General features: G+C 72.4%; 19 protein-coding genes. 8 read left to right on the top strand and 11 right to left on the bottom strand.

The window, feature by feature from the left end; genetic code table 11:
• Window positions 1-16 precede the first annotated feature (16 nt).
• The 4 genes from ACFVH0_RS36155 to ACFVH0_RS36170 form a co-directional block, all read right to left on the bottom strand.
• Window positions 17-1255 carry an MFS transporter gene (locus ACFVH0_RS36155; protein ID WP_385827306.1) on the bottom strand — a complete coding sequence of 413 codons (1239 nt, stop codon included), beginning with the start codon at window positions 1253-1255 and terminating at the stop codon, window positions 17-19.
• Between the two features lie 181 nt (window positions 1256-1436).
• A complete protein-coding gene (locus tag ACFVH0_RS36160; RefSeq protein WP_385827308.1) occupies window positions 1437-2471 on the bottom strand; it encodes an endonuclease/exonuclease/phosphatase family protein in 1035 nt (344 codons plus the stop codon).
• Window positions 2472-2678: 207 nt separating this feature from the next.
• Window positions 2679-3344 (bottom strand): TetR/AcrR family transcriptional regulator, encoded by a 666-nt coding sequence (locus ACFVH0_RS36165; RefSeq protein ID WP_385827310.1) that lies wholly within the window; start codon window positions 3342-3344, stop codon window positions 2679-2681.
• Window positions 3341-4957 (bottom strand): MFS transporter, encoded by a 1617-nt coding sequence (locus ACFVH0_RS36170; RefSeq protein WP_385827312.1) that lies wholly within the window; start codon window positions 4955-4957, stop codon window positions 3341-3343. The genes ACFVH0_RS36165 and ACFVH0_RS36170 overlap by 4 nt, the downstream gene beginning before the upstream one ends.
• 180 nt (window positions 4958-5137) lie before the next feature.
• Between ACFVH0_RS36170 and panB the strand changes: the two genes are divergently transcribed.
• The 3 genes from panB (at window position 5138) to ACFVH0_RS36185 (ending at window position 8022) form a co-directional block, all read left to right on the top strand.
• The gene (gene panB / locus ACFVH0_RS36175; RefSeq protein WP_385827314.1) at window positions 5138-6025 is read left to right on the top strand and encodes a 3-methyl-2-oxobutanoate hydroxymethyltransferase; all 888 of its coding nucleotides are present in this window, start codon (window positions 5138-5140) and stop codon (window positions 6023-6025) included.
• Window positions 6026-6148: 123 nt separating this feature from the next.
• Window positions 6149-7171 (top strand): ATP-binding cassette domain-containing protein, encoded by a 1023-nt coding sequence (locus ACFVH0_RS36180; RefSeq protein ID WP_385827351.1) that lies wholly within the window; start codon window positions 6149-6151, stop codon window positions 7169-7171.
• Window positions 7168-8022, top strand: coding sequence for an ABC transporter permease (locus ACFVH0_RS36185; RefSeq protein WP_385827316.1), 855 nt, complete (start codon window positions 7168-7170; stop codon window positions 8020-8022). The genes ACFVH0_RS36180 and ACFVH0_RS36185 overlap by 4 nt, the downstream gene beginning before the upstream one ends.
• A 12-nt stretch (window positions 8023-8034) precedes the next feature.
• On the opposite strand, the gene ACFVH0_RS36190 is transcribed toward ACFVH0_RS36185, so the two are convergent.
• Window positions 8035-11403 (bottom strand): BTAD domain-containing putative transcriptional regulator, encoded by a 3369-nt coding sequence (locus tag ACFVH0_RS36190; RefSeq protein WP_385827353.1) that lies wholly within the window; start codon window positions 11401-11403, stop codon window positions 8035-8037.
• A gap of 203 nt (window positions 11404-11606) precedes the next feature.
• On the opposite strand from ACFVH0_RS36190, the gene ACFVH0_RS36195 reads away from it, so the two are divergent.
• Window positions 11607-12413, top strand: a complete 807-nt coding sequence (locus tag ACFVH0_RS36195) for a site-2 protease family protein (RefSeq protein ID WP_385827318.1) — start codon at window positions 11607-11609, stop codon at window positions 12411-12413.
• A gap of 15 nt (window positions 12414-12428) precedes the next feature.
• On the opposite strand, the gene ACFVH0_RS36200 is transcribed toward ACFVH0_RS36195, so the two are convergent.
• Window positions 12429-12602, bottom strand: a complete 174-nt coding sequence (locus tag ACFVH0_RS36200) for a hypothetical protein (protein ID WP_164495224.1) — start codon at window positions 12600-12602, stop codon at window positions 12429-12431.
• A gap of 121 nt (window positions 12603-12723) precedes the next feature.
• Window positions 12724-13443 carry an NADPH-dependent F420 reductase gene (gene npdG, locus ACFVH0_RS36205; protein ID WP_385827320.1) on the bottom strand — a complete coding sequence of 240 codons (720 nt, stop codon included), beginning with the start codon at window positions 13441-13443 and terminating at the stop codon, window positions 12724-12726.
• A gap of 119 nt (window positions 13444-13562) precedes the next feature.
• Between npdG and ACFVH0_RS36210 the strand changes: the two genes are divergently transcribed.
• Both ACFVH0_RS36210 and ACFVH0_RS36215 read left to right on the top strand, forming a co-directional pair.
• Window positions 13563-14165 carry a hypothetical protein gene (locus tag ACFVH0_RS36210; RefSeq protein ID WP_124718013.1) on the top strand — a complete coding sequence of 201 codons (603 nt, stop codon included), beginning with the start codon at window positions 13563-13565 and terminating at the stop codon, window positions 14163-14165.
• 119 nt (window positions 14166-14284) lie between these two features.
• Window positions 14285-15604 carry an MFS transporter gene (locus ACFVH0_RS36215; protein ID WP_385827322.1) on the top strand — a complete coding sequence of 440 codons (1320 nt, stop codon included), beginning with the start codon at window positions 14285-14287 and terminating at the stop codon, window positions 15602-15604.
• 37 nt (window positions 15605-15641) lie between these two features.
• Here ACFVH0_RS36215 and ACFVH0_RS36220 read toward each other — a convergent pair whose 3' ends face one another.
• Window positions 15642-15875 carry a hypothetical protein gene (locus ACFVH0_RS36220; RefSeq protein WP_124718011.1) on the bottom strand — a complete coding sequence of 78 codons (234 nt, stop codon included), beginning with the start codon at window positions 15873-15875 and terminating at the stop codon, window positions 15642-15644.
• A 58-nt stretch (window positions 15876-15933) separates the two neighbouring features.
• Between ACFVH0_RS36220 and map the strand changes: the two genes are divergently transcribed.
• The gene (gene map, locus ACFVH0_RS36225) at window positions 15934-16791 is read left to right on the top strand and encodes a type I methionyl aminopeptidase (RefSeq protein WP_266789735.1); all 858 of its coding nucleotides are present in this window, start codon (window positions 15934-15936) and stop codon (window positions 16789-16791) included.
• Window positions 16792-17029: 238 nt separating this feature from the next.
• Window positions 17030-17692: a heme oxygenase (biliverdin-producing) gene (locus ACFVH0_RS36230; protein WP_385827324.1), complete on the top strand. Its 663-nt coding sequence runs from the start codon at window positions 17030-17032 to the stop codon at window positions 17690-17692.
• A gap of 72 nt (window positions 17693-17764) precedes the next feature.
• Here ACFVH0_RS36230 and ACFVH0_RS36235 read toward each other — a convergent pair whose 3' ends face one another.
• The 3 genes from ACFVH0_RS36235 to ACFVH0_RS36245 all read right to left on the bottom strand — a co-directional run bounded on the left by ACFVH0_RS36235 (window position 17765) and on the right by ACFVH0_RS36245 (window position 21581).
• Window positions 17765-18463, bottom strand: a complete 699-nt coding sequence (locus ACFVH0_RS36235) for a PhzF family phenazine biosynthesis protein (protein WP_385827326.1) — start codon at window positions 18461-18463, stop codon at window positions 17765-17767.
• 81 nt (window positions 18464-18544) lie between these two features.
• Window positions 18545-20140: an HtaA domain-containing protein gene (locus tag ACFVH0_RS36240; RefSeq protein ID WP_385827328.1), complete on the bottom strand. Its 1596-nt coding sequence runs from the start codon at window positions 20138-20140 to the stop codon at window positions 18545-18547.
• 40 nt (window positions 20141-20180) lie between these two features.
• Window positions 20181-21581: an HtaA domain-containing protein gene (locus ACFVH0_RS36245; RefSeq protein ID WP_385827330.1), complete on the bottom strand. Its 1401-nt coding sequence runs from the start codon at window positions 21579-21581 to the stop codon at window positions 20181-20183.
• Window positions 21582-21620 lie beyond the last annotated feature (39 nt).

Genomic DNA, 21620 nt, shown 5'->3' on the forward strand with positions numbered 1-21620 from the left:
GACCGGGCCGAGCCGGTCACCGCGCCGGCGCGTTTCGACGCGCGTCCACCGGGGCGTCCTCCCGCGCGGGCCTCGCGTCCGCACGGGCCACCACCCTGGACGCCTCCGGTGTGCGTTCCCGGTCCAGCAGGCCCGCCGTGACCGCGACCGCCAGGCCCGCGACCGCGAGGGCCGCGCCGACCGGGGCCGGGGAGGTCCAGCCCCAGCCCGCCGCGATCGCGGCGCCGCCCAGCCACGCGCCTCCCGCGTTGGCGAGGTTGAACGCGGAGTGGTTGGAGGCGGACGCCAGGGTCGGGGCGTCCTTGGCCTTGTTCATGACCAGCATCTGGAGCGGTGTGGTCGTCATGAAGCCGACCGCGCCGAGCAGCACCACCAGCACCGGCGCGGCCCACCGCACCTGGACGGCGAACGGGAAGACCGCGAGGACGACGGCGAGCGCGCCGAGCGATCCGTACAGCGTCGGCCGCAGCGCCCGGTCGGTGAGCGGTCCCGCCGCGAGGGCGCCGAGGGTCATGCCGATGCCGAAGAGCGCGAGCACCGGCGTCACCGCGGACTCGCCGAAGCCCATCACCTCCGTGGTCATGGCCGAGAGGTAGGAGTACACGGCGAAGACCCCGGCGAAGCCGAACACGGCGGTGAGCAGGCCGAGCAGCACCTGACGGTCGCCGAGGGCGCGCAGTTCCCGGCCCAGGCCCTGGTGGGCGTCGACGGGCACCTGCGGTACGAGCCGGGCGAGCGCCGCCAGAGCGCACAGCCCGATCGCCGCGACGACCAGGAAGGTGGCCCGCCAGCCGAGGTGCTGGCCGAGCAGGGTGGCCGCCGGGACGCCGACGATGTTGGCGACGGTGAGCCCGAGGAACATGGTGGCCACGGCCCGCGCCCGGCGCCCCTCGGGGACCAGCCGGGCCGCGACGACCGCGCCGACGCCGAAGAACGCCCCGTGCGGCAGCCCGGCCAGGAACCGGCCGCCGAGCAGCCAGCCGAAACCGGGGGCGAACGCGGAGGCGAGGTTGCCGACCGTGAACAGGGCCATCAGCAGCAGGAGCATCCGCTTGCGCGGGATCCGCGAGCCGACGGCGGTGAGCAGCGGGGCCCCCACCACGACACCGATCGCGTACGCCGAGACGAGGTACCCGGCGGTGGGTACGGAGGTACCCAGGTCGTCCGCGACATTGGGCAGCAGGCCCATCATCACGAACTCCGTGGTACCGATGCCGAAGGCGCTCACCGCGAGTGCGAGCAGGGCCAGGGGCATGTGGAGAGACCTTTCCGCAGGGAAGCCGGGGAGCCGGGCGGACCGGCGCGCGGCCGGGCCGGCTCCATCGCCGGACGCCCTTGGTTCCCAAACGGAACAAATTCTCTCAGACGGTTTGTCCCGACGGGTGAACGGACCGTTTCATCGGCGTTCGCCCGGGGTGACGGAACGGCTCACCGCGTCACAGCTCGACCCGCGCCACGATGGGCAGATGGTCGCTCTCGGTCGCTCCGAGCGTCCAGGAGGACATCGGCTCGACGCCCTTGACCATGATCTGGTCGATCCGGGCCATCGGGAACGAGGCCGGCCAGCTGAAGCCGAAGCCGTCGCCGGCCGCGCCCTGGGTGGAGCGCATCTGGGCGGTGACCGCGTTCAGCGAGCGGTCGTTCATCGTGCCGTTGAGGTCGCCGAGCAGGATCACCTTGCCGAGGCGTTCGTCGGCGATGGCCTCGCCCAGGGCGTCCGCACTGTCGTCGCGCTGGTTGGCGGTGAATCCGGCGTGCAGCTTGACGCGCACGGACGGCAGATGGGCCACGTAGACGGCGACCTCGCCCTTCGGGGTGGTCACCGTGGAGCGCATCGCCCGGGTCCAGCCCATCTTGATGTCGACCGGCCCTGTGTCGCTCATCGGGTACTTGCTCCACAGGCCGACGGTGCCCTGCACCGAGTGGTACGGGAAGCGGTCGGCGAGCGCCGCCTCGTACGTCGCCACCTTGCCGCTCGGCAGCTCCTCCAGGGCGATCACATCGGCGCCGGAGGCCGCGACCTGCCGGGCGGTGCCCTTGGGGTCGGGGTTGTCGGCGTTGACGTTGTGGGTGGCCACGGTGAGATCGCCGCCGCTGCCGGACTTGTCGGTGAGCAGGCCGCCGAACACGTTGAACCAGACCACGGCCGGCAGCAGCAGGGCGATCAGCGCGGTCGCCGAGCGGCGCACCAGGCCCAGGACCAGCAGCACCGGGACGAACACCCCGATCCACGGCAGGAACGTCTCGGAGAGGCTGCCCAGGTTGCCGATGGTGTTCGGGATCCTGGAGTGGAAGGCCATCACCAGGGTGATGAGCACCGAGCACAGGGCGAGGACGATGCCGCGCCGCCAGATGCCCGGGTCACGGGTCCACCGCTCGCGCAGGTTCCGGAAGCGGGATCCCGTCCCGGTGCGTTCCGGTTCCGGCTCCGCACGGTCGTTCCCGGTGTCCGCTCCGTACGCCTGCACCATCGCGCTGTCCTCACTGCCTTGCCGTGCATTTCGCCGCGCCCTCGACCCTAGGCGATGCGTGGCGGGTTTCCTGCCGTCGACGACGGCCGTACTGCCACGAGGACGAAGGGCGGGGTCCGTGGGGTTCCGGCCACGCGGGGTTCGCGGGGGCTTGTGACAGAACGATCACACTCGGGCGGGTTCGGGCTGCGGCCGGGTCCGGGATCGTCAGGCGTCGCCGGCCGGGCGGGGTGCCCGGCCGGGCCCCAGGCCCTCGACCAGGACCTGCACGATGCGGTCGGCGAGGTCCTCGGGCAGCGGCGCGTCGGGCCGGTGGATGGTGCGTACGAGCATGGGCCCCAGGAACAGGTCGTCCATCAGCCCCACGTCCAGGTCCGCGCGGAGTTCGCCGGCGTCGACCGCGCGCCGGACGGCGGCCAGCATGGCGACGCGGCGGGGCGCGATGACGCTGTTGTGGTACTCGGCCCACAGCTTGGGGTGGCTCTTCATCTGCGCGAAGACGTTGTGCAGCAGCACCGAGGAGCGCTGGGCCAGGCCGCGCCTGCGCAGCGACTCCAGCAGCAGTCGCAGGTCGTCGAGCCCGGCGGTGCCGGAGACGGCGGGCTCCGGCGGCTCCATGTCCCTCAGTACGTCGACGAAGAGTTCTTCCTTGCCGCTCCACCGCCGGTAGATGGTCGCCTTGCCCACCCCCGCGGTCCGGGCTATCCGCTCGATGGACAGGGCCGCCAGGGGCTCACCGGCCTCCAGCAGCTCGACGACGGCGTCCAGGATCGCCCGCTCGGCCGCCGCGCTGCGCGGCCGGCCCCGGCGCGGTGCCGGGGCCTGTACCCGTACGCCGGTCCGGCTCTCGTCCTGATGGGTCGCCGCTCTCATCGGCCCGCCCCCGCCGCGCGCACCGACCGGTCGCCCCGGCCCGACCCGTCGGGGCCCTCCTCGGCGGGCGGCTTCCCCGGCAGGAAGAGCGCGACCACCAGGGCGCCCACCAGGGCGATGGTCGCCGAGCCGATGGCGGTGACGTGCATGGCCTTCAGGAACGCGTCGTTCGCCGAGGCGATCAGCGGGGCGCCCGCCGGGCCCATCTTGTCCGCGATGCCGAGCGTCGCCTCGATCGACTCCCCCGCCGCCTCCCGGGCGCCGGGCGGGACCGCGCCGAGGTGGCCCTCGATGTCGCCCCGGTAGACGGTGGAGAGCACCGATCCGAGCACGGCGACCCCGAGCGCCCCGCCGACCTGCCGGAAGGTGTTGTTGACGGCCGATCCGGAGCCGGCCTTCTCGCGGGGCAGCGCCTGCATCACCGAGACGGTGACCGGCGTCATCACATGCGCCATGCCGGTGCCCTGGACGAAGAAGAGCAGGCACAGCACCCAGACCGGCGTGGTGTCGTCGAACATCGCGAACGCCGCCAGCCCGATGGCGACCAGCACCATGCCCCCGGTGCAGGTGGCGCGGGCGCCGAAGCGGTCGACGAGCAGCCGGGCGCGGGGGGCGAAGATCATCTGGGTGGCGGCCAGCGGCAGCAGCATCATCCCCGCCTGCAGCGCGGTCCAGCCGCGCACGCTCTGCATGTAGAAGGCGGAGAAGAAGGTCACTCCCATCAGCGCGAAGAAGACCAGCGCTATGGCGGCGACGGCCGCGGAGAACGACGGCTCCCTGAAGTACGAGATGTCGATGGCCGGGTGGGTGCTGCGCTTCTCGTGCCAGACGAACCCGGCCAGGACGAGCAGGCCGCCGAGGCTCGACAGGAGGACCACGGGGTCGGTGAAGTCGGCGAGCTGGCCGCCGCGGATGATGCCGTACACCAGCAGCACCAGGCCGACGATGGAGAGCACCACGCCGAGCGGGTCGATCCGGCCGGGGTTCGGGTCCTTGGAGTCCGGCACCAGCAGCATCATCGCGATCAGCGCCACGATCACCACGGGGACGTTGACCAGGAAGATCGAGCCCCACCAGAAGTGCTCCAGCAGCAGCCCGCCGGTGATCGGGCCGATCGCGATGGCCACCCCGACGCTGCCGGCCCATATGCCGATGGCCCTGGGCTGTTCGTCGCGCTCGAAGACGTTCATCAGGACGGCGAGGGTGGCAGGCATGACGAACGCGGCGCCGAAGCCCATCAGGGCGCGCCAGGTGATCAGCTGGGCGGGCGAGCCGGACATGGCCGCCAGCGCGGAGCCGGTGCCGAAGAGCAGGATGCCGAAGAGCAGCACCTTCTTGCGGCCGATGCGGTCGCCGAGCAGGCCGGCGGTGAAGAGGAGTCCGGCGAAGACGAGCGTGTAGGCGTTGATCGCCCACTCCAGCTGGCTCTGGGTGGCGCCCAGGCCGGTGGGCGCGGGGCTGGCGATGGTCTTGACCGCGACGTTCAGGATCGAGTTGTCCAGCACGACGATCAGCAGGCTGAACATCAGGACGACGAGGATCGCCCAGCGGCGACGGTGGACCGCCTCCGGGATCTGGGACGCGTCAGCGCGAGCACCGGACGGTATCGACATGGAACGGAGCTTATCCGATTTCGATACGAGACCGTCTCGTATTGGAAAAGCGTCCACCGGTGGAGCCTCGGTCAAGGGTGTGCGCGGGCCCACTTCCCGTGGACCGTCGCGGGATGCCACCATGGAACCGGTCCGGGGACGCCGTCAGGGCGCCTCGAGATGACGAAGGAGCCGTTGGCAATGTCGCTTCAGGCTGCGCGGAATCAGTCCGCAACAACCCCCGCGGGTACTCCCACCGACAGCAGCAAGGCGCTGTACGGAGGCAAGAGCACCCGCCGCATCTCCATCCATGACATCGCCGCCGCCACCGAGCGCGGCGAGAAGTGGCCCATGCTCACCGCCTACGACGCGATGACCGCGTCCGTCTTCGACGAGGCCGGGATCCCGGTCATGCTCGTCGGCGACTCCATGGGCAACTGCCACCTCGGTTACGAGACCACCGTGCCCGTCACGATGGACGAGATCGCGATCCTCTCCGCCGCCGTCGTACGGGGCACCAGGCGTGCCCTGATCGTGGCGGACCTGCCCTTCGGGTCGTACCAGGAGAGCCCCGTCCAGGCCCTGCGCAACGCCACCCGGCTGATCAAGGAGTCGGGCGTCGGTGCGGTCAAGCTGGAGGGCGGCGAGCGGAGCCACGAGCAGATCAAGCTGCTCGTGGACGCCGGCATCCCGGTCATGGCGCACATCGGCCTGACCCCGCAGTCCGTCAACGCGATGGGCTACCGGGTGCAGGGCCGCGGCGAGGAGGCCGCCCAGCAGATGCTGCGCGACGCCAAGGCCGTGCAGGACGCGGGCGCGTTCGCCGTGGTGCTGGAACTCGTACCGGCCGAGCTGGCCGCCGAGGTCACCCGCACCCTGCACATCCCGACGGTCGGCATCGGTGCCGGCCCCGACACGGACGCCCAGGTGCTGGTCTACACCGACATGGTCGGGCTGACCGGCGGCAAGGTGCCGCGCTTCACCAAGCAGTACGCGAACCTGCGCAAGGTGCTGGGCGACGCGGCGAAGGAGTTCGCGGAAGAGGTCGTGGGCGGCGCCTTCCCGGCCGCCGAGCACACCTTCCACTAGTTCCAGCGGTTCCACCGGCTCGTTCCGTCTGAACCACTGCCCGCACCACCGACAGCCCGCCGACATCCCCCATCGGCGGGCTGTCGGCCCTCTGTCGGCGGACTGTCGGTGGCGGCTGGTCTGATGGTCGGCATGACGCGAATCGACAAGAACCCCAGGAGCGGCTCGAACGCCGTCGAGGTCCGGGGGCTGGTCAAGCACTACGGCTCGACCAAGGCTCTGGACGGCGTGGACCTCGATGTCCGCGAGGGCACCGTGCTCGGTGTCCTCGGCCCGAACGGAGCGGGCAAGACCACGCTCGTACGCTGCCTCTCCACCCTGATCCTCCCCGACGCCGGGCACGCCACCGTGGCGGGCTACGACGTGGTGAAGCAGCCCCGGCAGCTGCGCCGCACCATCGGTCTGACCGGGCAGTACGCCTCGGTCGACGAGAAGCTCTCCGGCTGGGAGAACCTCTACATGATCGGGCGGCTGCTCGATCTGTCCCGCAAGGCCGCCCGCTCCCGGGCCGATGAGCTGCTGGAGCGGTTCTCGCTCACCGACGCGGCCAGGAAGGCCGCGATGGACTACTCCGGCGGCATGCGGCGCCGGCTCGACCTGGCCGCCTCGATGATCGGCAACCCGGCCGTGCTGTACCTGGACGAGCCGACGACGGGGCTGGACCCCCGGACCCGTAACGAGGTCTGGGACGAGGTGCAGCGGATGGTCGCGGAGGGGGCGACCGTGCTGCTCACCACCCAGTACATGGAAGAGGCCGAGCAGCTCGCCGACGAGCTGACCGTCATCGACAAGGGAAAGATCATCGCCCGCGGCGGTGTCGACGAGCTGAAGGCGAAGGTCGGCGGCCGCACCCTGCAGCTGCGGCCGTCGGACCCGGCGCAGCTGTCCGCGATGGCGCAGGCCATCCGGGAGGCCGGCCTGGACGGCGTCGCGGGCGCGCAGGCCGTCCCGGACGAGGGGCTGCTGTACGTGCCGATCCTCAGCGACGAGCAGCTGACCTCCGTCATAGGCCTGCTCGGCACCCGGGGCTTCTCGCTGGCGCACGTCGCCACCGCGCTGCCCAGCCTGGACGAGGTCTTCCTGGCCATCACCGGCGAGAAGTCCGCTTCCGCCACCGAAACGATTCCCGAGGAGGTCGCGGCATGAGCACGGCGACTCTGACACCCACGCCCACACCCACCGCGTCCGCCCGGGGCGGGGCGGTCCACGACGAGGGCCGGATCGGGCTGCGGAACAATCTGCGCCACATCGGGGCGCTGGTGCGGCGCAACATGCTCCAGATCAAGAAGGATCCGGAGTCGATGTTCGACGCGCTCCTGATGCCGGTCATCTTCACGCTGCTGTTCGTGTACGTCTTCGGCGGATCGGTCGGCGGCAGCATGGGCGGCGGCCGGCAGGAGTATCTGAACTACCTGATCCCCGGCCTGATGGCGATGATGGGCATGAACATCGCCATGGCGGTCGGCTCCGGTGTCAACGACGACTTCCGCAAGGGCGTCATGGACCGGTTCCGGACGATGCCGATCGCCCGTTCCTCGGTGCTCATCGCGAAGATAGTGGTCGAGCTGGGCCGGATGATGGTCGCCACCCTCATCCTGCTGGCCATGGGCTTCGCCCTCGGCATGGAGCTCCAGGAGTCGGTGCTCGGGCTGATCGGGGCGATCGCGCTGTCGGCCGCGTTCGGTGCCGCCATCATGTGGATCTTCATCCTGCTCGGACTGACCATGAAGACGGCCCAGGCGGTGCAGGGGATGGGGATGCTCGTGCTGATGCCGCTCCAGTTCGGCTCGTCGATCTTCGCCCCGACGAAGACGATGCCCGGCTGGCTCCAGACGTTCACCGACTACAACCCGCTGTCCAACCTGGCCGACGCCGCGCGGGCCCTGATGATGGGCGGCCCGCTCGCCCACTCGGTCCTGGTGACGCTCGGCTGGACCGTGGTCATCACCGCGGTGATGGCCCCGCTCGCGGTCGCCAAGTTCCGCAAGAAGAGCTGACCCGGCGCGGGTTCAGCACCGGTACGCGTCCGCGAGGGCGGTGGCCTCCTCCAGGGAGAGGCCGCCGCCCTCGGCGTACGCGGCCTCGTAGCCGGCCCGGCCGAGCACGGCGACGGCCAGCTCCTCCGCCCGCGCCCAGTCGTCCAGCTCCATCGTCGTCCGCACATGGCCCTCGGGCAGCAGCCCCCGGCCGGCCCCCAGCAGCCGGGCCGCGGTGGTGGCCCGCTGCTCGCCGCCGATGCCGGCCAGCGAGCGGGCGATGGCGACGAGATGCATGACGGACATCTGGGGCGCCATCATCTGCGACAGCCGGTCCTTGGACCGCTCCAGCGCCATCAGGCCCTGGGGCAGGGCCTGCTCGTACAGCCCGTCCTGGTTGTCCAGCCAGGCCCTCGCGCCCAGCACCACCCCTTCGAAGACCGCCCTGGTGTCGTACTGGAAGTCCTCGCGCAGCGCCTCCAGTTGCTCGCGCGCCTCGCCGATGCGGCCACTGCGGCCCAGCCACATGACCAGATGGAGCCGGGCGAAGGGCACCGCCCCGTGTCCCGCCCGACGCCCCTCGGCGAGCACCTCGCGCAGGACCTGCTCGCCCTCGGCGCCGCGCCCCAGTTCGGTGAGCACGGCCGCGTGCCGGGTGCGCAGGACCGCCACCTGGGACTGGGCGCCCAGCTTCCGGGCGTAGCCGATCGCGGCCCGGAAGTCCTCGGCCGCCAGGGCGTACTCGCCCCGCCGCTCATAGGCCTCCCCGCGGGAGGAGAGCGATTCGGCGGCGCCCCAGTCGTCACCGATCCGGCTGAAGATGCGCAGGCTCTCGTCGGCGTCCGTGCGTGCCTCGCCCGCCCATTCGGGCCGGTTGGCCAGCACGTTGGCGCGCATCTGGAGGGCTTCGGCGAGCTCCCATTCGTAACCGAACTCCCGGCAGGCGCGGACCGTTTCGTCCAGCAGTCGCGGCAGGTCGGCGACCTCGCCGGTGAGCACGACCGCGAAGAACCAGAGCGATGCCGGAACCCGGCAGGTCTGCGGCTGGCCGGCCCGGTAGGTGCTCGCGATGACCCGCAGCCGGGCCATGCTCTCGTCGTCGGCCCAGGCGTCCTTGGAGTGGTCCGTGCTGACCAGTTGGACCAGGGCCACCTGGCGCCGTGCCTCGCCGAGCAGTTCGGGCCCCATCGGCGGCGGCGCGTCGGTGCAGCGTTCGTGGATGGAGGGCGCCGGTTCGACGGCCGCGGTCCCGACGGGCGGGGCGAAGGGGTCGGGGCCCAGCGCGGCGGCCGCCTCGGCCCAGTGCAGGGCGTCGGTGCGCAGTTCGCGCATCTGCCAGTACCAGCACAGCGAGAGCACCATGCAGAGCACCTCCTGCTCGTCGCGGGTGGCGACGGCGTGCCGCAGGGCGGTGCGGATGTTCTCGTACTCGCGCTCCAGGAGCGCGATGGCGGGCCGCTGTCCGGCGCCGCGGAGTTCGGGTTCGGTGGTACGGACCAGCTCCCGGTAGAACACCAGGTGGCGCCGGACCACGGGTTCCCGCTCCGTCGCTTCGTCGAGCCGTGCGGCGGCGTACTCGCCGACGGTCTCCAGCAGCCGGTAGCGCATCTCGCCGTCCTCGGCGGGCGCGGCGACGACGAGCGACTTGTCGACCAGGGAGCCGAGCAGTCCGGCGACCTCTCGGGCGCCCTGCGGCCCGTCCGCGCAGACCGCCTCGGCGGCTGCGAGGGTGCAGCCGCCCGCGAAGACGGAGAGCCTGCGCAGCACGGCGCGTTCCGACGCGTCGAGGAGGTCCCAGGACCAGTCGACGACGGCGCGCAGGGTCTGCTGACGGGGCAGTACGGTGCGGGCTCCGCTGGTGAGCAGGCGGAACCGGTCGTCGAGCCGGTCGGCGATCTGGCGCGGGGTGAGCATCCGCAGCCGGGCGGCGGCGAGTTCGATGGCGAGCGGCAGTCCGTCCAGGCGGCGGCAGATCTCCGCCGCGGCGGCCGCGGTCTCCTCGTCCGCGTCGGTCCGGAAGCCCGGCCGGGCGGCGGCGCCGCGGTCGGCGAGCAGGCGCAGCGCCGTCGGGTCCGGCAGCGGTTCGACGGGGCGGACGAACTCGCCGGGGACGCCGAGGGGTTCACGGCTGGTGGCGAGCACGGTGAGGTGCGGGCAGTGGGCGAGCAGGTGGTCGGCGAGGGCGGCGGCCGCGTCGATGACGTGTTCGCAGTTGTCCAGGAGCAGCAGCATGTGGCGCCGGGAACAGTGCTCGGTGAGGCGTGCCAGGGGGTCGTTCACGTTCCCCTCGGCGACCCTGAGCTCCTCGGCGCCGGCGCCGCGCAGCACGGTCTCGCGGGCGCCGAGCGCGGTCAGTACGGCCTCCGGCACCGACTCGGGATCGTCGACGGGGGCGAGTTCGGCCAGCCAGACGCCGTCCGGCCAGGCGTCCGCGACGGATTCGGCGGTCTCCTGGGAGAGCCGGGTCTTGCCCGCGCCGCCGGGGCCCAGGAGGGTGACGAGCCGGGCGTGCGCGAGGTCCTCGCCCAGGGTCGCGATGTCGTCCTCGCGCCCGACGAAACTGGTGAGCCTGGCCCGGAGGTTGCCGTACGGTGCGGCGGCGGCCGAGGGGGCCGCGGGGCGGGAACCGGCTGATGGAGCGGCGGGGGCGGCCACCGCGTCCGGTGCGGGCGGGGCGGGCGGGTCCTGGCGGAGCAGTTCGGCGTGGAGTGCGCGCAGTTCGGGCCCGGGGTCGGTGCCGAGGCGGTCGGCGAGGACGGTGCGCACCTCGTCGTAGGCGGCCAGCGCCTGGGCGGTGCGCCCGGCGTCGCGCAGGGCGCGCAGCCGCAGTGCATGGAGGGGTTCGTCGATCGGATGCTCGGCGCACAGCGCGGCCAGTTCGGGCAGGGCCTCGTCCGGGCGGCCGAGCACGAGGACCGCGCGGAGCCGGTTGCGGCGGGCGTCCAGCCGCCGGGCCTCCCAGCGGGCGGCGGCGGTCAGGCGGTCGGGCAGATCGGCCAGGACGGGGCCGCGCCACAGGGCGAGCGCGTCGTCGAGCAGGGTCCGGGCCTTCACCGGGTCGCTCTCCTCCAGTGCCCGAGCACCCTCCCCCGCGAGCCGCTCGAAGCGGTGGAGGTCGATGGCGTCCGGCTCGGCGGCCAGGCGGTAGCCGCTGTCCGCGGAGACGATCGCGTCGTGGCCGAGGGCGCGCCGGAGCCGGCCGACGAGCGCCTGGAGGGCGCCCACCGCGTCGGCGGGCGGCTCGCCGTCCCACACCTCGTCGACGAGGACGGTGGCGGGGACGACGCGGCCGGGTCGCAGGGCGAGGACGGTGAGCAGGGCGCGCAGCCGCGCACCGCCGATGGTGACGGCCGTGCCGTCGTCGCGGAGTGCCCGGGTGGTTCCGAGGATGCAGTAGCGCACCGGCCCATTCTCCGTGAATGGGATCGACAGGCGCACACCTGTCCGCCCGTACCCCTGTGCGCGGTGTTCCGGATCGCTCGTCATGCCCCCACCCTTTCCGGAACCATCGCCCGGACGCGAGACGTTTGTGACGTGTCGGCGGTACGGTCGGGCTCGCCGCCCGCCGCGCCGTTCTCTTCCGGCCGCCCGTCAGGAGTTCGCCGATGACCACCGCAAGCGCCCGCAGCGACCGGCGGATCAGCCCGGTCTTCCTCGGGATCGCCGCCGTGACGGCGGTGTCGGGCTGGGCGGTGTGGACGGACACCGGGTATCCGTACGGGCTCGCGGTCTTCGTCTTCGTCACGGCGGCGTGGGTGGTCTCGCTCTGCCTGCACGAGTACGCGCACGCCCGCACCGCGCTGCACAGCGGGGACCTCTCGGTCGGTGCGAAGGGCTACCTCAGCCTCAATCCGCTCGCCTACACACACGCCCTGCTCAGCATCGTGCTGCCGGTGCTGTTCGTGATCATGGGCGGTATCGGTCTGCCCGGCGGCGCGGTCTTCATCGAGCGGGGACGGATCCACGGGCGGTGGAAGCACAGCCTGATCTCGGCGGCGGGCCCGCTGACGAACGTACTGTTCGCGCTGGTGTGCACGGCTCCGTTCTGGCTGCACGCGCTGGACGGTGTCCCGAGGGAGTTCCGGTACGCGCTGGCGTTCCTGGCCCTGCTCCAGGTCACCGCGGCGATCCTGAACCTGCTGCCGGTCCCCGGGCTGGACGGGTACGGGGTGATCGAGCCCTGGCTGCCGTACCGGATCCGGCGCCGGGTGGAGCCGTTCGCGCAGTTCGGGCTGCTCGCGGTGTTCGGCGTGCTGTGGATCCCGGAGATCAACCACGTCTTCTTCGACGCGGTCCGCGGCCTGCTGGACTCACTGGGCGTGAGCGGAACCCAGACGGAGTGCGGCCGCGCGGCCTATCAGTTCTGGGAGAACTGGAACCGGGAGTACCCGGTCTGTGCCTTCGCCGCGTGACCGGCGGGCCGGCCCTCAGCCCGCGGTCTGCGCGCGGTGCCGCCGTACGTAGAACCACGCCATGTTCGACGAGAGCCCGGCCAGCAGCACCCAGACGATCCCCAGCAGGTTGCCCTGGGCGAACGAGATCACGGCCGCGACGACGGCCAGGACACAGACGGTGATGGCGTAGAGAGCGAGTCGGGGCATGGGGGCGGCTCCTGTCGGGGGCGGTGCGCGGTCCCGTCCAGTGTCCCCCATGCCCCTTTTCGCTCGCCGCAGGGTGGGCCCGGGAGCGGCCCGGGCCCGGACGGCCGGTGGCGGGTCCGGCTCAGACGTCGGTGGTACGGAGCCCCGCGTGTGCCTTGTAGCGGCGGTTGACCGAGATCAGGTTGGCGACCAGCGACTCGACCTGGTGCGCGTTGCGCAGCCGTCCGGCGAAGATGCCGCGCATGCCGGGGATCCGGCCCGCCAGCGCCTGTACGAGGTCGGTGTCGGCGCGGGCCTCGCCCAGCACCAGCACATCGGTGTCGATCTCCTCGATGGCCTCGTCCTGCAACAGCACCGCCGAGAGGTGGTGGAAGGCGGCGGTGACCCGGGACTCCGGCAGCAGGGCGGCGGCCTGCTCGGCGGCGCTGCCCTCCTCGGGCTTCAGCGCGTAGGCGCCCTTCTTGTCGAAGCCGAGCGGGTTGACGCAGTCGATGACGAGCTTGCCCGCGAGCTCGTCCCGCAGCGACTCCAGGGTCTTGGCGTGGCCGTCCCACGGCACGGCGACGATCACCACGTCGCTGCGGCGCGCGCACTCCGCGTTGTCCGCGCCCTCGACGCCGTGGCCCAGCTCCTCGGCGGCGCTGCGCGCGCGGTCGGCGGCCCGGGAACCGATGATCACCTGCTGCCCGGCGCGGGCGAACCGGTAGGCGAGGCCGCGCCCCTGCGGTCCGGTGCCGCCGAGCACGCCGACGGTCAGCCCGGAGACGTCGGGGAGGTCCCAGGGGTCCTTGGCGGGCGGCTTGGCCGCGCTGTCACTGCCATTCGTGCCATTCGTAGTCATGGCTCCGACATTACTGCCCGCCACGGAAGGCGACCCGGTGTGGTCCCGGGCTTCCCGTTCGGCTGGTTCGGGGCCGTTCTCCGGTGCCGGGCCCGGGGCCTGGGGCATGATGCCGGGCCATGGATGCCGTACGCGTCGCCCTGCTCCGTGAAGTGCTCGCCGGGACCGAGTGGCCCGCCGCGACCCGGCGGTTCGCCGGGGCGCTGCGGTCGTCCGTGGTGCCGCACGGCGGCGGGCTGCTGCTGGTGGGGACGGCGGCGTACGAGCCATGGCATCTGGCGGCCCATCTGGTCGACGAGTCCACCTGGTCCGGGCTGCCGGAGCTGGCCCCCACCCTGGTGCGCCACCGGGTGGAGCCGGGCGGCCCGGCGCATCTGGCCGTGGGCCTCGGACGGATCGAGGCGGCGGGGCGGGGCGAGACGCTGCTCCTGGTGGCTCCGGAGCGGCCCGGCGCGGGGCTGCTGGAGCGGGTGCACGACGCGCGGCGCGCCGGGGCCACGGTGCTCTCGCTGAGCGACGGCGATCCGGAGGTGCGGGGGCTCGCCCACGAGACGCTCGCGGTGACCGGCGCCGACGACGTCGATCTCGACACCGTGCAGCATCTGGTGAGCGCGGCGGCCGGGGAGAACAGCGCCCCCGCGCCGCGCGGCCGCCGCGGCTTCCGGGACCGGCTGTCCCGGCTCGCCGACCAGCTGACGGCGCCGCCCCCGGCCCGCTGGTGAGGCCGGCGGCGGTGCGGCCCGCAGCTGTGGGCCCGGTGGTGGGCCTCCGCTGATGCCCGGCGCCGGCCGCCGCGAAAATCCATTGCGGTGCCGGTGTCGGCGTCACAGCATGGCCTCCTGTGACCTCTGCTCCCTCCCCGGCCGCCCGGCTGGCCGCTCTGCTGCCCGACCTCACCCCCCTGCGCTCCGGCGGCGACTTCCGGCTGCTGTGGATCCAGGGTCTGGTGACGTACTTCGGCAGCTTCATGGCGATGATCGCGCTGCCGCTCCAGATCAAGGAGCTGACGGGTTCGCCGCTGGCCGTAGGGGTGATGGGCGCGGTCGAGCTGGTGCCGCTGGTCGTCTTCGGCCTGTACGGCGGGGCGCTCGCGGACGCCGCGGACCGCCGCAAGGTGATCCTGGCGACCGAGGCGGGGCTGGGGCTGCTCGCCGTCGTACTCCTGGTGAACGCGGCGATGCCCGCCCCGATGCTCTGGCCGCTCTATCTGGTCGCGGCCGGGGTCTCCGCGCTCGCCGGGCTCCAGCGGCCCGCGCTGGACTCGCTGATGGCCCGGATCGTGCCGCACGAGCAGCTGACGGCGGCCGCCGCGCTGAATTCGCTGCGCTGGCAGTTCGGCGCGATCACCGGCCCGGCGGTGGCGGGGGTCACGGTGGCGTACGCGGGGCACGCCACGGCGTACGCGGTCACGGTGGCCACGTTCGCCGTCTCCGTGCTGCTGTGTCTGCGCCTGGCGCCCGCGCCGCCCGCCCGGGACAACACGAAGCCGTCGCTGCGCGGCATCGTGGAGGGCGCGAAGTACGCCTGGAGCCGGCCGGTGCTGTTGGGGACGTACGCGGTCGACATGGCCGCGATGTTCTTCGCCTTCCCGAACGCGATCTTCCCGTTCCTGGCGGACGATCTGCACGCCGACTGGTCGCTGGGCCTGATGTACGCCGCGGACTCGGTCGGGTCACTGGTGCTGGGGCTGACCAGCGGCTGGACGTCGCGGGTGCGGCGGCATGGGCTGTTCGTGGTGTTCGGGGCCGCGGTCTGGGGTCTGGCGATCGCGGCGGCCGGCTGGTTCGGCAATGTGTGGCTGGTGCTGGTCTGCCTCGCGGTGGCGGGCGCGGGCGACATGCTCAGCGGTCTGGGCCGCTCCACGATCTGGAACCAGACGATCCCGGAGGAGCTGCGGGGCCGGCTGGCGGGCATCGAGGTGCTCTCGTACAGCATCGGCCCGCAGCTGGGTCAGGTGCGGGCCGGTGCGATGGCGGGCTGGACGGGGACCAGGCCGGCGATCTGGAGCGGCGGGGTGGCGTGCGTGGCCTCGGTCGCGCTGCTCACGGCCGCGCTGCCGAAGCTGCTCACCTACGACTCCGAGACGGACGAGGACGCGCTGCGCAGGCGGGAGGCCAGGGAGGCCGGGAAAGCCGGCGAGTCCAGCCCCTCTGCCGCCTGAGGAGCGGGCCCCGGGGACGGGGCCCGGCCTCCCCGGGTCAGGACTCCGGACCGGGCGGGGTGGTGCCCCCGTCGTGCCACTTGGGGTCGTTCTCCCACTCCAGGTTCCGCTCCCGCGCGGTGTCCATCGCGTGCTGCGCCTCCTCGCGGGAGGTGTACGGCCCGAACCGGTCCTTGGCCGGGCACTCGGGGCCCTCCTCGACCTTGTGGTGTTCCAGGCAGTAGTACCACTCGCCCGGCTTGCCGACCGTGCGCTTCTTGAACAGGGCCATCTTCGGCTCCTTCCCTCGGGGCCATGCTGCCCCAAGCGCGCTGGTTAGACTCGCTGACATGTCTGGCCAGTCGCTGCTCGTACCCGGGGAGATCACTCCCATCCGCTCCGTGCCCGGAAAGATCCGGCGCCCCGAATACGTGGGCAAGCCGGCCCCCACCCCGTACACCGGTCCGGAGGTCCAGGACGCCGACACCGTCGAGCGCATGCGCATCGCCGGCCGGATCGCCGCGCAGGCGATGGCCGAGGCGGCGAAGCACATCGCGCCGGGTGTCACGACGGACGAACTCGACCGGGTCGCCCATGAGTTCATGTGCGACCACGGCGCCTACCCGTCGACGCTCGGTTACCGCGGATTCCCCAAGTCGCTCTGCACCTCGCTCAACGAGGTGATCTGCCACGGCATTCCGGACTCCACGGTGCTGCGCGACGGCGACATCGTGAACCTCGACGTCACGGCGTACATCAACGGTGTGCACGGCGACAACAACGCCACGTACCTCTGCGGCGACGTGGACGAGGAGTCCCGGCTGCTCGTGGAGCGCACCGAGGAGTCGCTGAACCGGGCCATCAAGGCGGTCCGGCCGGGCCGCCAGGTCAATGTGATCGGGCGGGTCATCGAGTCGTACGCCAAGCGCTTCGGCTACGGCGTGGTGCGGGACTTCACCGGGCACGGGATCAACTCCTCGTTCCACTCGGGTCTGATCATTCCGCACTACGACAGCCCGCGCGCGACCACCGTGATGCAGCCCGGGATGACGTTCACCATCGAGCCGATGCTGACGCTGGGCAGCCACGACTACGACATGTGGGACGACGGCTGGACCGTGGTGACGAAGGACCGCAGGCGCACCGCCCAGTTCGAGCACACGCTGGTGGTGACGGAGACGGGCGCCGAGATCCTGACGCTCCCGTAGCCGACCGGACAGCTCCTCCTCGGAAGCGGCCGCCCACCAGGGCGGCCGCTTTCGCGTACCCGGTGTGCGGAACCGGGCGTATCGTTTTACCGACAGACCGTCGGGAAGCTGTTGACTTAGGTAAGCCTAAGTAGGAAGATCGGGGTTGTCGACAGCGGTTCCGCAGTGTGCGGTCGCTGCCGATATTTCCGTCTCTTTCTGGACTTCCCGTCCCTCTCCCGGTCCCAGGAGGCCCGCCTTGGACGCAACCGCCGCCACCCCCTTCTCGACGCTCATCCGTACCGCGTCGCACGAACAGCACACCGAGGCGGAGACCTCGACCTTCATGAGCGACCTGCTGGGCGGACGGCTCGGAGTGGACGCGTACACGCGCTACACGGAGCAGCTGTGGTTCGTGTACCGGGCCCTGGAGGAAGGCGCGCAGGCGCTGCGGGGCGACCGGGTCGCCGGTCCGTTCATCCGGGCCGAGCTGATGCGCACCGCCGAGCTGGAGCGCGATCTGGCCCACCTGCGGGGTGCGGACTGGCGCGGGGGCCTGGAGCCGCTGCCGGCCACGGCCGCGTACGCCGCCCGGGTCGCCGAGTGCGCCCGCGACTGGCCGGCCGGATACGTCGCGCACCACTACACCCGCTACCTCGGCGACCTCTCGGGCGGCCAGATCATCCGGGACAAGGCGGAGCGGACCTGGGGCTTCGCGCGCAAGGGCGACGGGGTCCGGTTCTACGTCTTCGAGGGGATATCCAACCCCGCCTCGTTCAAGCGGGACTACCGCGAGCTGCTGGACGCGGTGGACGCGGACGACCTGGAGAAGCAGCGCATCGTCGATGAGTGCAAGCGCGCGTTCGCGCTGAACACCGCGGTGTTCCGGGAGCTGGGCGAGGTGTTCCCGCTCAGCGCGTAGTGCCTCGTCCGGCGCGGCGGGGTGACCGGTTTCGCCGGTCGCCCCGCCGCGCTGTCGTGTTCCGTTCCGTGCTCAGCCGGCGTACGGGGCGGGCTTTCCGCGCAGGGCCAGCACGACGCGGCCGCCGATCTCCACCGTGCCGTCGGGCGCCGGGGCGGTGAGGATCTGGGAGCCGCGCCCCTGCCTGATGTTGAGGGCGCGCCCCAGCTCCGCGCTGAGCAGCAGCGCGGCCGCCCCGGTCGCCTCGTCCTCGGTGATGTTGTCGTCGCGCCGGGGGAACGCCCGCGCCCTGACCCGGCCGGCCGCCTCGTCCTCCCAGGCCCAGACGTACAGCCAGCCCTCCCCCGGCGGCGGCCCGGTGAGCGCCTCGACCTCGGCGACGGACCCGTACCGCTCCAGCCTGCGCGGGGGTGCCCATTCGGGGCGGGCGGTGATCCAGGTGAACTCGCCGTCCTGGCGGGCGAAGACGTCCCCGACCGCCAGTTCCAGGATCTCCAGATCGAGCAGCCAGGCCGTGCCGACGAGCGGGTGCCCGGCGAACGGCAGGCGCAGCCCCGGGGTGTAGATGTCCACCCGGCCGCGCTCGGGGTCGTCGACGAAGACCGTCTCACTGAAGCCGAGCCGGCCGGCCAGTGCCTGCCGGGACGCCTCGTCCGGGTGGCCACGGCCGTCGCGGACGACGCCGAGGGCGTTGCCGTGCCGGCCGTCGGGGCCGCAGAACACGCGTAGTACGTCGATGCCCGCGGGTACGTCGAATTCGCTGTCGCTCACGTGGGCATTGAAGCACCGCCCGGGCGGCGGCCGTACGGCCGGGCCACCCGGGCGGTGCTGTCACGCCAGGAGGCGGAGGGGTCAGACGGTACGGCGACGGCGGGCCGCGATCACGACCCCGGCGCCGGCCGCCACGACCACGCCCGAGGCGGCGAACAGGGCGCCCGCCGGGATTTCGGAGCCGGTCGCGGCGAGGGAGCCCGCACCGCCGACCGAACCACCGCCGACCGAACCACCGCCGGCGCTGCCGCCGCCCACGGTCGCGGAGCCGCCCGTCGTACCGGTGCCGCCCGCCGAGCCGGAACCGCCTGCGGAGGCCGGGAGTTCGGCGTCCTTGTCGAGGGCGACCGCGACGGTCAGCGCGTCGAGCTGCTCACCGGCCGGGTACATGCCGCCGAACGCCTTGGTGCCGTCGGCGGTGAGGGTCGCCGGGACGGCCGAGAGGTTCACCACGCCGTTCTTGACGGCGAGCCGGCCCTTGGGCAGCTTCAGGTCCGCGACGGTCAGACCGGTGTACTCGGAGACCTTCCTGGTGGCCCGGTCCTTGGTGGAGACGTCCGCGATCAGCTTGCCCTTCGTGCCGTTCACCTGGATCTCCATGCCGGTCAGGGAGAGATCGAGGGTGTACGCGCCCTTCTCCTCGTGGCCCAGGAAACGGACCTTGCCGTCGAATTCGGCGTTCAGGGTCTGCTCGGCGGCGTCGAAGTGCCCGGTGGCGTCGGGGAAGCGGAAGCCGTCGCCGGACGCGGTGGCGCCTGCCGTGGTCTCGATCTTGCCGTTGGCGATCGGACCCGTGACGTACGAACGGAAGGACTTCTTGACGCCCCAGTCCAGGGTGCCGTCCTGGATGTCGCCCGCTTCGGTGCCGGCCGGCCGGCCGGTGGACGGGGTGGAGGGGGAGGCGGGCGAGGTGGGCTTCGTGGAGGGCTTGCCGGACGGCTCGGTGCCGGGTTCCTCGGTGGGCTTCTCGCTCGGCTTCTCGCTCGGCTTCTCGCTCGGCTTCTCACTCGGCTTCTCACTCGGCTTCTCGCTCGGCTCCGCGACGGCCTTCACCGAGAGGGTGGCCGGGTCGAGCGCGTCGCCCTCCTTGTACTGGCCGTCGAATGCCTCGGAGCCGGCCTTCGTCAGGGTCGCCGGGATGTCCTTGAAGACCATCGCGCCGCCCTCGCCCCGGCCCGGCTTCACCGCCGAGAGGTCGAGAGCCGCGAACTCCACGTCGTCCTTGGTGCCCTTCGGGGTCGTGACGTCGACGGTGATCGCCCCGCCGGTCCCGCTCGTGGCGAGCTTCACGTCGGAGAGCGTGATGTCGAGTACGCCGCCGTGGGCGTAGAAGTTGAGGCCGCCCTTGAAGGCGGTGTCGGTGCCGTGCGTGGCCGTGTCGTACGTGCCCCTGCCGTCGGTGAAGGTGAACGCACCGTTGCCGGCGGCCTGGGTGGCCCCGTCCTTGACGGTGATCCTCCCGCCGGAGAACGGCGAGGCGAGGTACTTGCGGAAGGACTCCTTGACGCCCCATTCCAGCGTGCCGTCCGTCAGTTCCAGCTTCGGTGCGGCGGCGGCCCTGCCGCCGGCTGCGGCGCCGTCGTCGGCGAGCGCCGGAAGGGCGAACACGGTGGCGCCGAGGGCGGCCGCCGTGGCGACTGCGGCGGTGAGAGCTATGGGACGGCGGTTGGCTGCCATGGTTGTTGGTCTCCTCAGGGACAGGGGTGGTGCAGGGGGGTCAGTTGTTGTTCTGCCGGGTGGCGCGGCGGCGGACGAGAACGAAGGCGCCCGCGGCGGCGACGAGCAGGGCGGCGCCGCCGAGGACCGGGTACAGGACGGTGCCGGTACCGGTGCCGGATGCCGCGGCGGCGGGGGCGGGCTTCTCCGTGGCCGGGGCGGACGGCCCGGACGACGGGTCGGGGTCGCTGCCCAGGTCGGGCAGGGCGGGCAGTTCGGCCCCGGAGCCGACGGCGACGGCCAGTGAGACCGGGTCCATCGCGGTGCCCGCCCGGTAGAGCGAGCCGAACGCCTCGGCGCCGTCGGCGGTGAGGGTGGCGGGGGCTTCGGTGAGGACGGCGAGACCGTCCTTCGGGGCGAAGTCCTTCGCGGTGAAGGTGACGAGCGGGACGGCCCTGTCCAGGTCGCCGTCGCTGCGGACGTCGGCCAGGAGCGTGCCCCTGCCCGCCGCCAGCCGGACCTTGACGGCCGACAGTTCCAGGTCGAGCCCGTCGGCCCCGGTGAAGTGGACGCTGCCCGCGAAGCCGGCGTCCAGGGTCTGCTTCTTCGGGTCGTACGTGCCCCTGCCCTTCGGGAAGCGGAAGAGGGCCCCGCCGTCCTGGGCTCCTTCGGCCAGGGTCCACTTCCCCTTGCCGATCGAGCCGGTGACGTACTCGCGGAAGGTCCGGCGGACGCCCCAGTCGACGGCGGCGTCCTCGAAGCGCCCGGCGGCCGGGCCGGCCTTCTTCGGTTCCTTCTTCTTCTCGGGGGACTCGGTGGCGGCCGGCTTCCCGGCCGGGGCGGAGGTGTCCACCGAGAGGCTGACCGGGTCGAGCGGGGTGCCTGCCGTGTAGTAGCCGGCGAACGACTTCGCGCCCTGTGCGGTCAGGGTCGCCGGGACGTTGCGAAGGGCGATGGGGGTGGAACCGCCCTTCATGTCGATCCCGGACAGACCGAGCGTGGCGAGCGGCACCTGGGCGGCCGAGGTCACACGGCCGGTCCCCCGGTCCTTGCTGACCATGTCGGCGTACAGGGTTCCGCTGCCGCCCGCGATGCGGACGGCGGGTCGGCTGATGGTGAGGTCGAGTTCATGGCTGCCGTCGGTCTTGCGGTGGCCGAGGAAGTGGACCCCGCCCGCGAAGGCCGAGCTGAAGGCGCCGGTCGCCGGGTCGTAGGAACCGGTGGCGGAGTGGAAACGGAACTGGCTGCCGCCGACCGTGGCGGCGCCGCCGGTCAGGCTCCAACTGCCGTTCGCCACGGGTCCGGTGACATAGCTCTGGAAGGAGGACTTGATGCCCCAGTCCAGTCGGCCGCCCTGCACCGTGCGGCCCGCCGCCTGCGCGGCGGTGGCCGGGAGCAGAGCTCCCAGCACGGCCGCGAGAAGCGCGACGGCGAGTGCGCGGGCATGTCTGGACGACAGCATGGACCCCTCCGAGGTCTCGAAAGTCAGGTAAGGCTAACC

This window comes from Streptomyces sp. NPDC127117, assembly GCF_042677325.1.
Lineage (GTDB): Bacteria > Actinomycetota > Actinomycetes > Streptomycetales > Streptomycetaceae > Streptomyces.

What these genes read in the sequence shown, in the direction of transcription:
- ACFVH0_RS36155 (WP_385827306.1), bottom strand. Translation starts at nt 1,255, where the DNA reads ATGCCCCTGGCCCTGCTCGCACTCGCGGTGAGCGCCTTCGGCATCGGT.
- ACFVH0_RS36160 (WP_385827308.1), bottom strand. Translation starts at nt 2,471, where the DNA reads ATGGTGCAGGCGTACGGAGCGGACACCGGGAACGACCGTGCGGAGCCG.
- ACFVH0_RS36165 (WP_385827310.1), bottom strand. Translation starts at nt 3,344, where the DNA reads ATGAGAGCGGCGACCCATCAGGACGAGAGCCGGACCGGCGTACGGGTA.
- ACFVH0_RS36170 (WP_385827312.1), bottom strand. Translation starts at nt 4,957, where the DNA reads ATGTCGATACCGTCCGGTGCTCGCGCTGACGCGTCCCAGATCCCGGAG.
- panB (WP_385827314.1), top strand. Translation starts at nt 5,138, where the DNA reads ATGTCGCTTCAGGCTGCGCGGAATCAGTCCGCAACAACCCCCGCGGGT.
- ACFVH0_RS36180 (WP_385827351.1), top strand. Translation starts at nt 6,149, where the DNA reads ATGGTCGGCATGACGCGAATCGACAAGAACCCCAGGAGCGGCTCGAAC.
- ACFVH0_RS36185 (WP_385827316.1), top strand. Translation starts at nt 7,168, where the DNA reads ATGAGCACGGCGACTCTGACACCCACGCCCACACCCACCGCGTCCGCC.
- ACFVH0_RS36195 (WP_385827318.1), top strand. Translation starts at nt 11,607, where the DNA reads ATGACCACCGCAAGCGCCCGCAGCGACCGGCGGATCAGCCCGGTCTTC.
- ACFVH0_RS36200 (WP_164495224.1), bottom strand. Translation starts at nt 12,602, where the DNA reads ATGCCCCGACTCGCTCTCTACGCCATCACCGTCTGTGTCCTGGCCGTC.
- npdG (WP_385827320.1), bottom strand. Translation starts at nt 13,443, where the DNA reads ATGACTACGAATGGCACGAATGGCAGTGACAGCGCGGCCAAGCCGCCC.
- ACFVH0_RS36210 (WP_124718013.1), top strand. Translation starts at nt 13,563, where the DNA reads ATGGATGCCGTACGCGTCGCCCTGCTCCGTGAAGTGCTCGCCGGGACC.
- ACFVH0_RS36220 (WP_124718011.1), bottom strand. Translation starts at nt 15,875, where the DNA reads ATGGCCCTGTTCAAGAAGCGCACGGTCGGCAAGCCGGGCGAGTGGTAC.
- map (WP_266789735.1), top strand. Translation starts at nt 15,934, where the DNA reads ATGTCTGGCCAGTCGCTGCTCGTACCCGGGGAGATCACTCCCATCCGC.
- ACFVH0_RS36240 (WP_385827328.1), bottom strand. Translation starts at nt 20,140, where the DNA reads ATGGCAGCCAACCGCCGTCCCATAGCTCTCACCGCCGCAGTCGCCACG.
- ACFVH0_RS36245 (WP_385827330.1), bottom strand. Translation starts at nt 21,581, where the DNA reads ATGCTGTCGTCCAGACATGCCCGCGCACTCGCCGTCGCGCTTCTCGCG.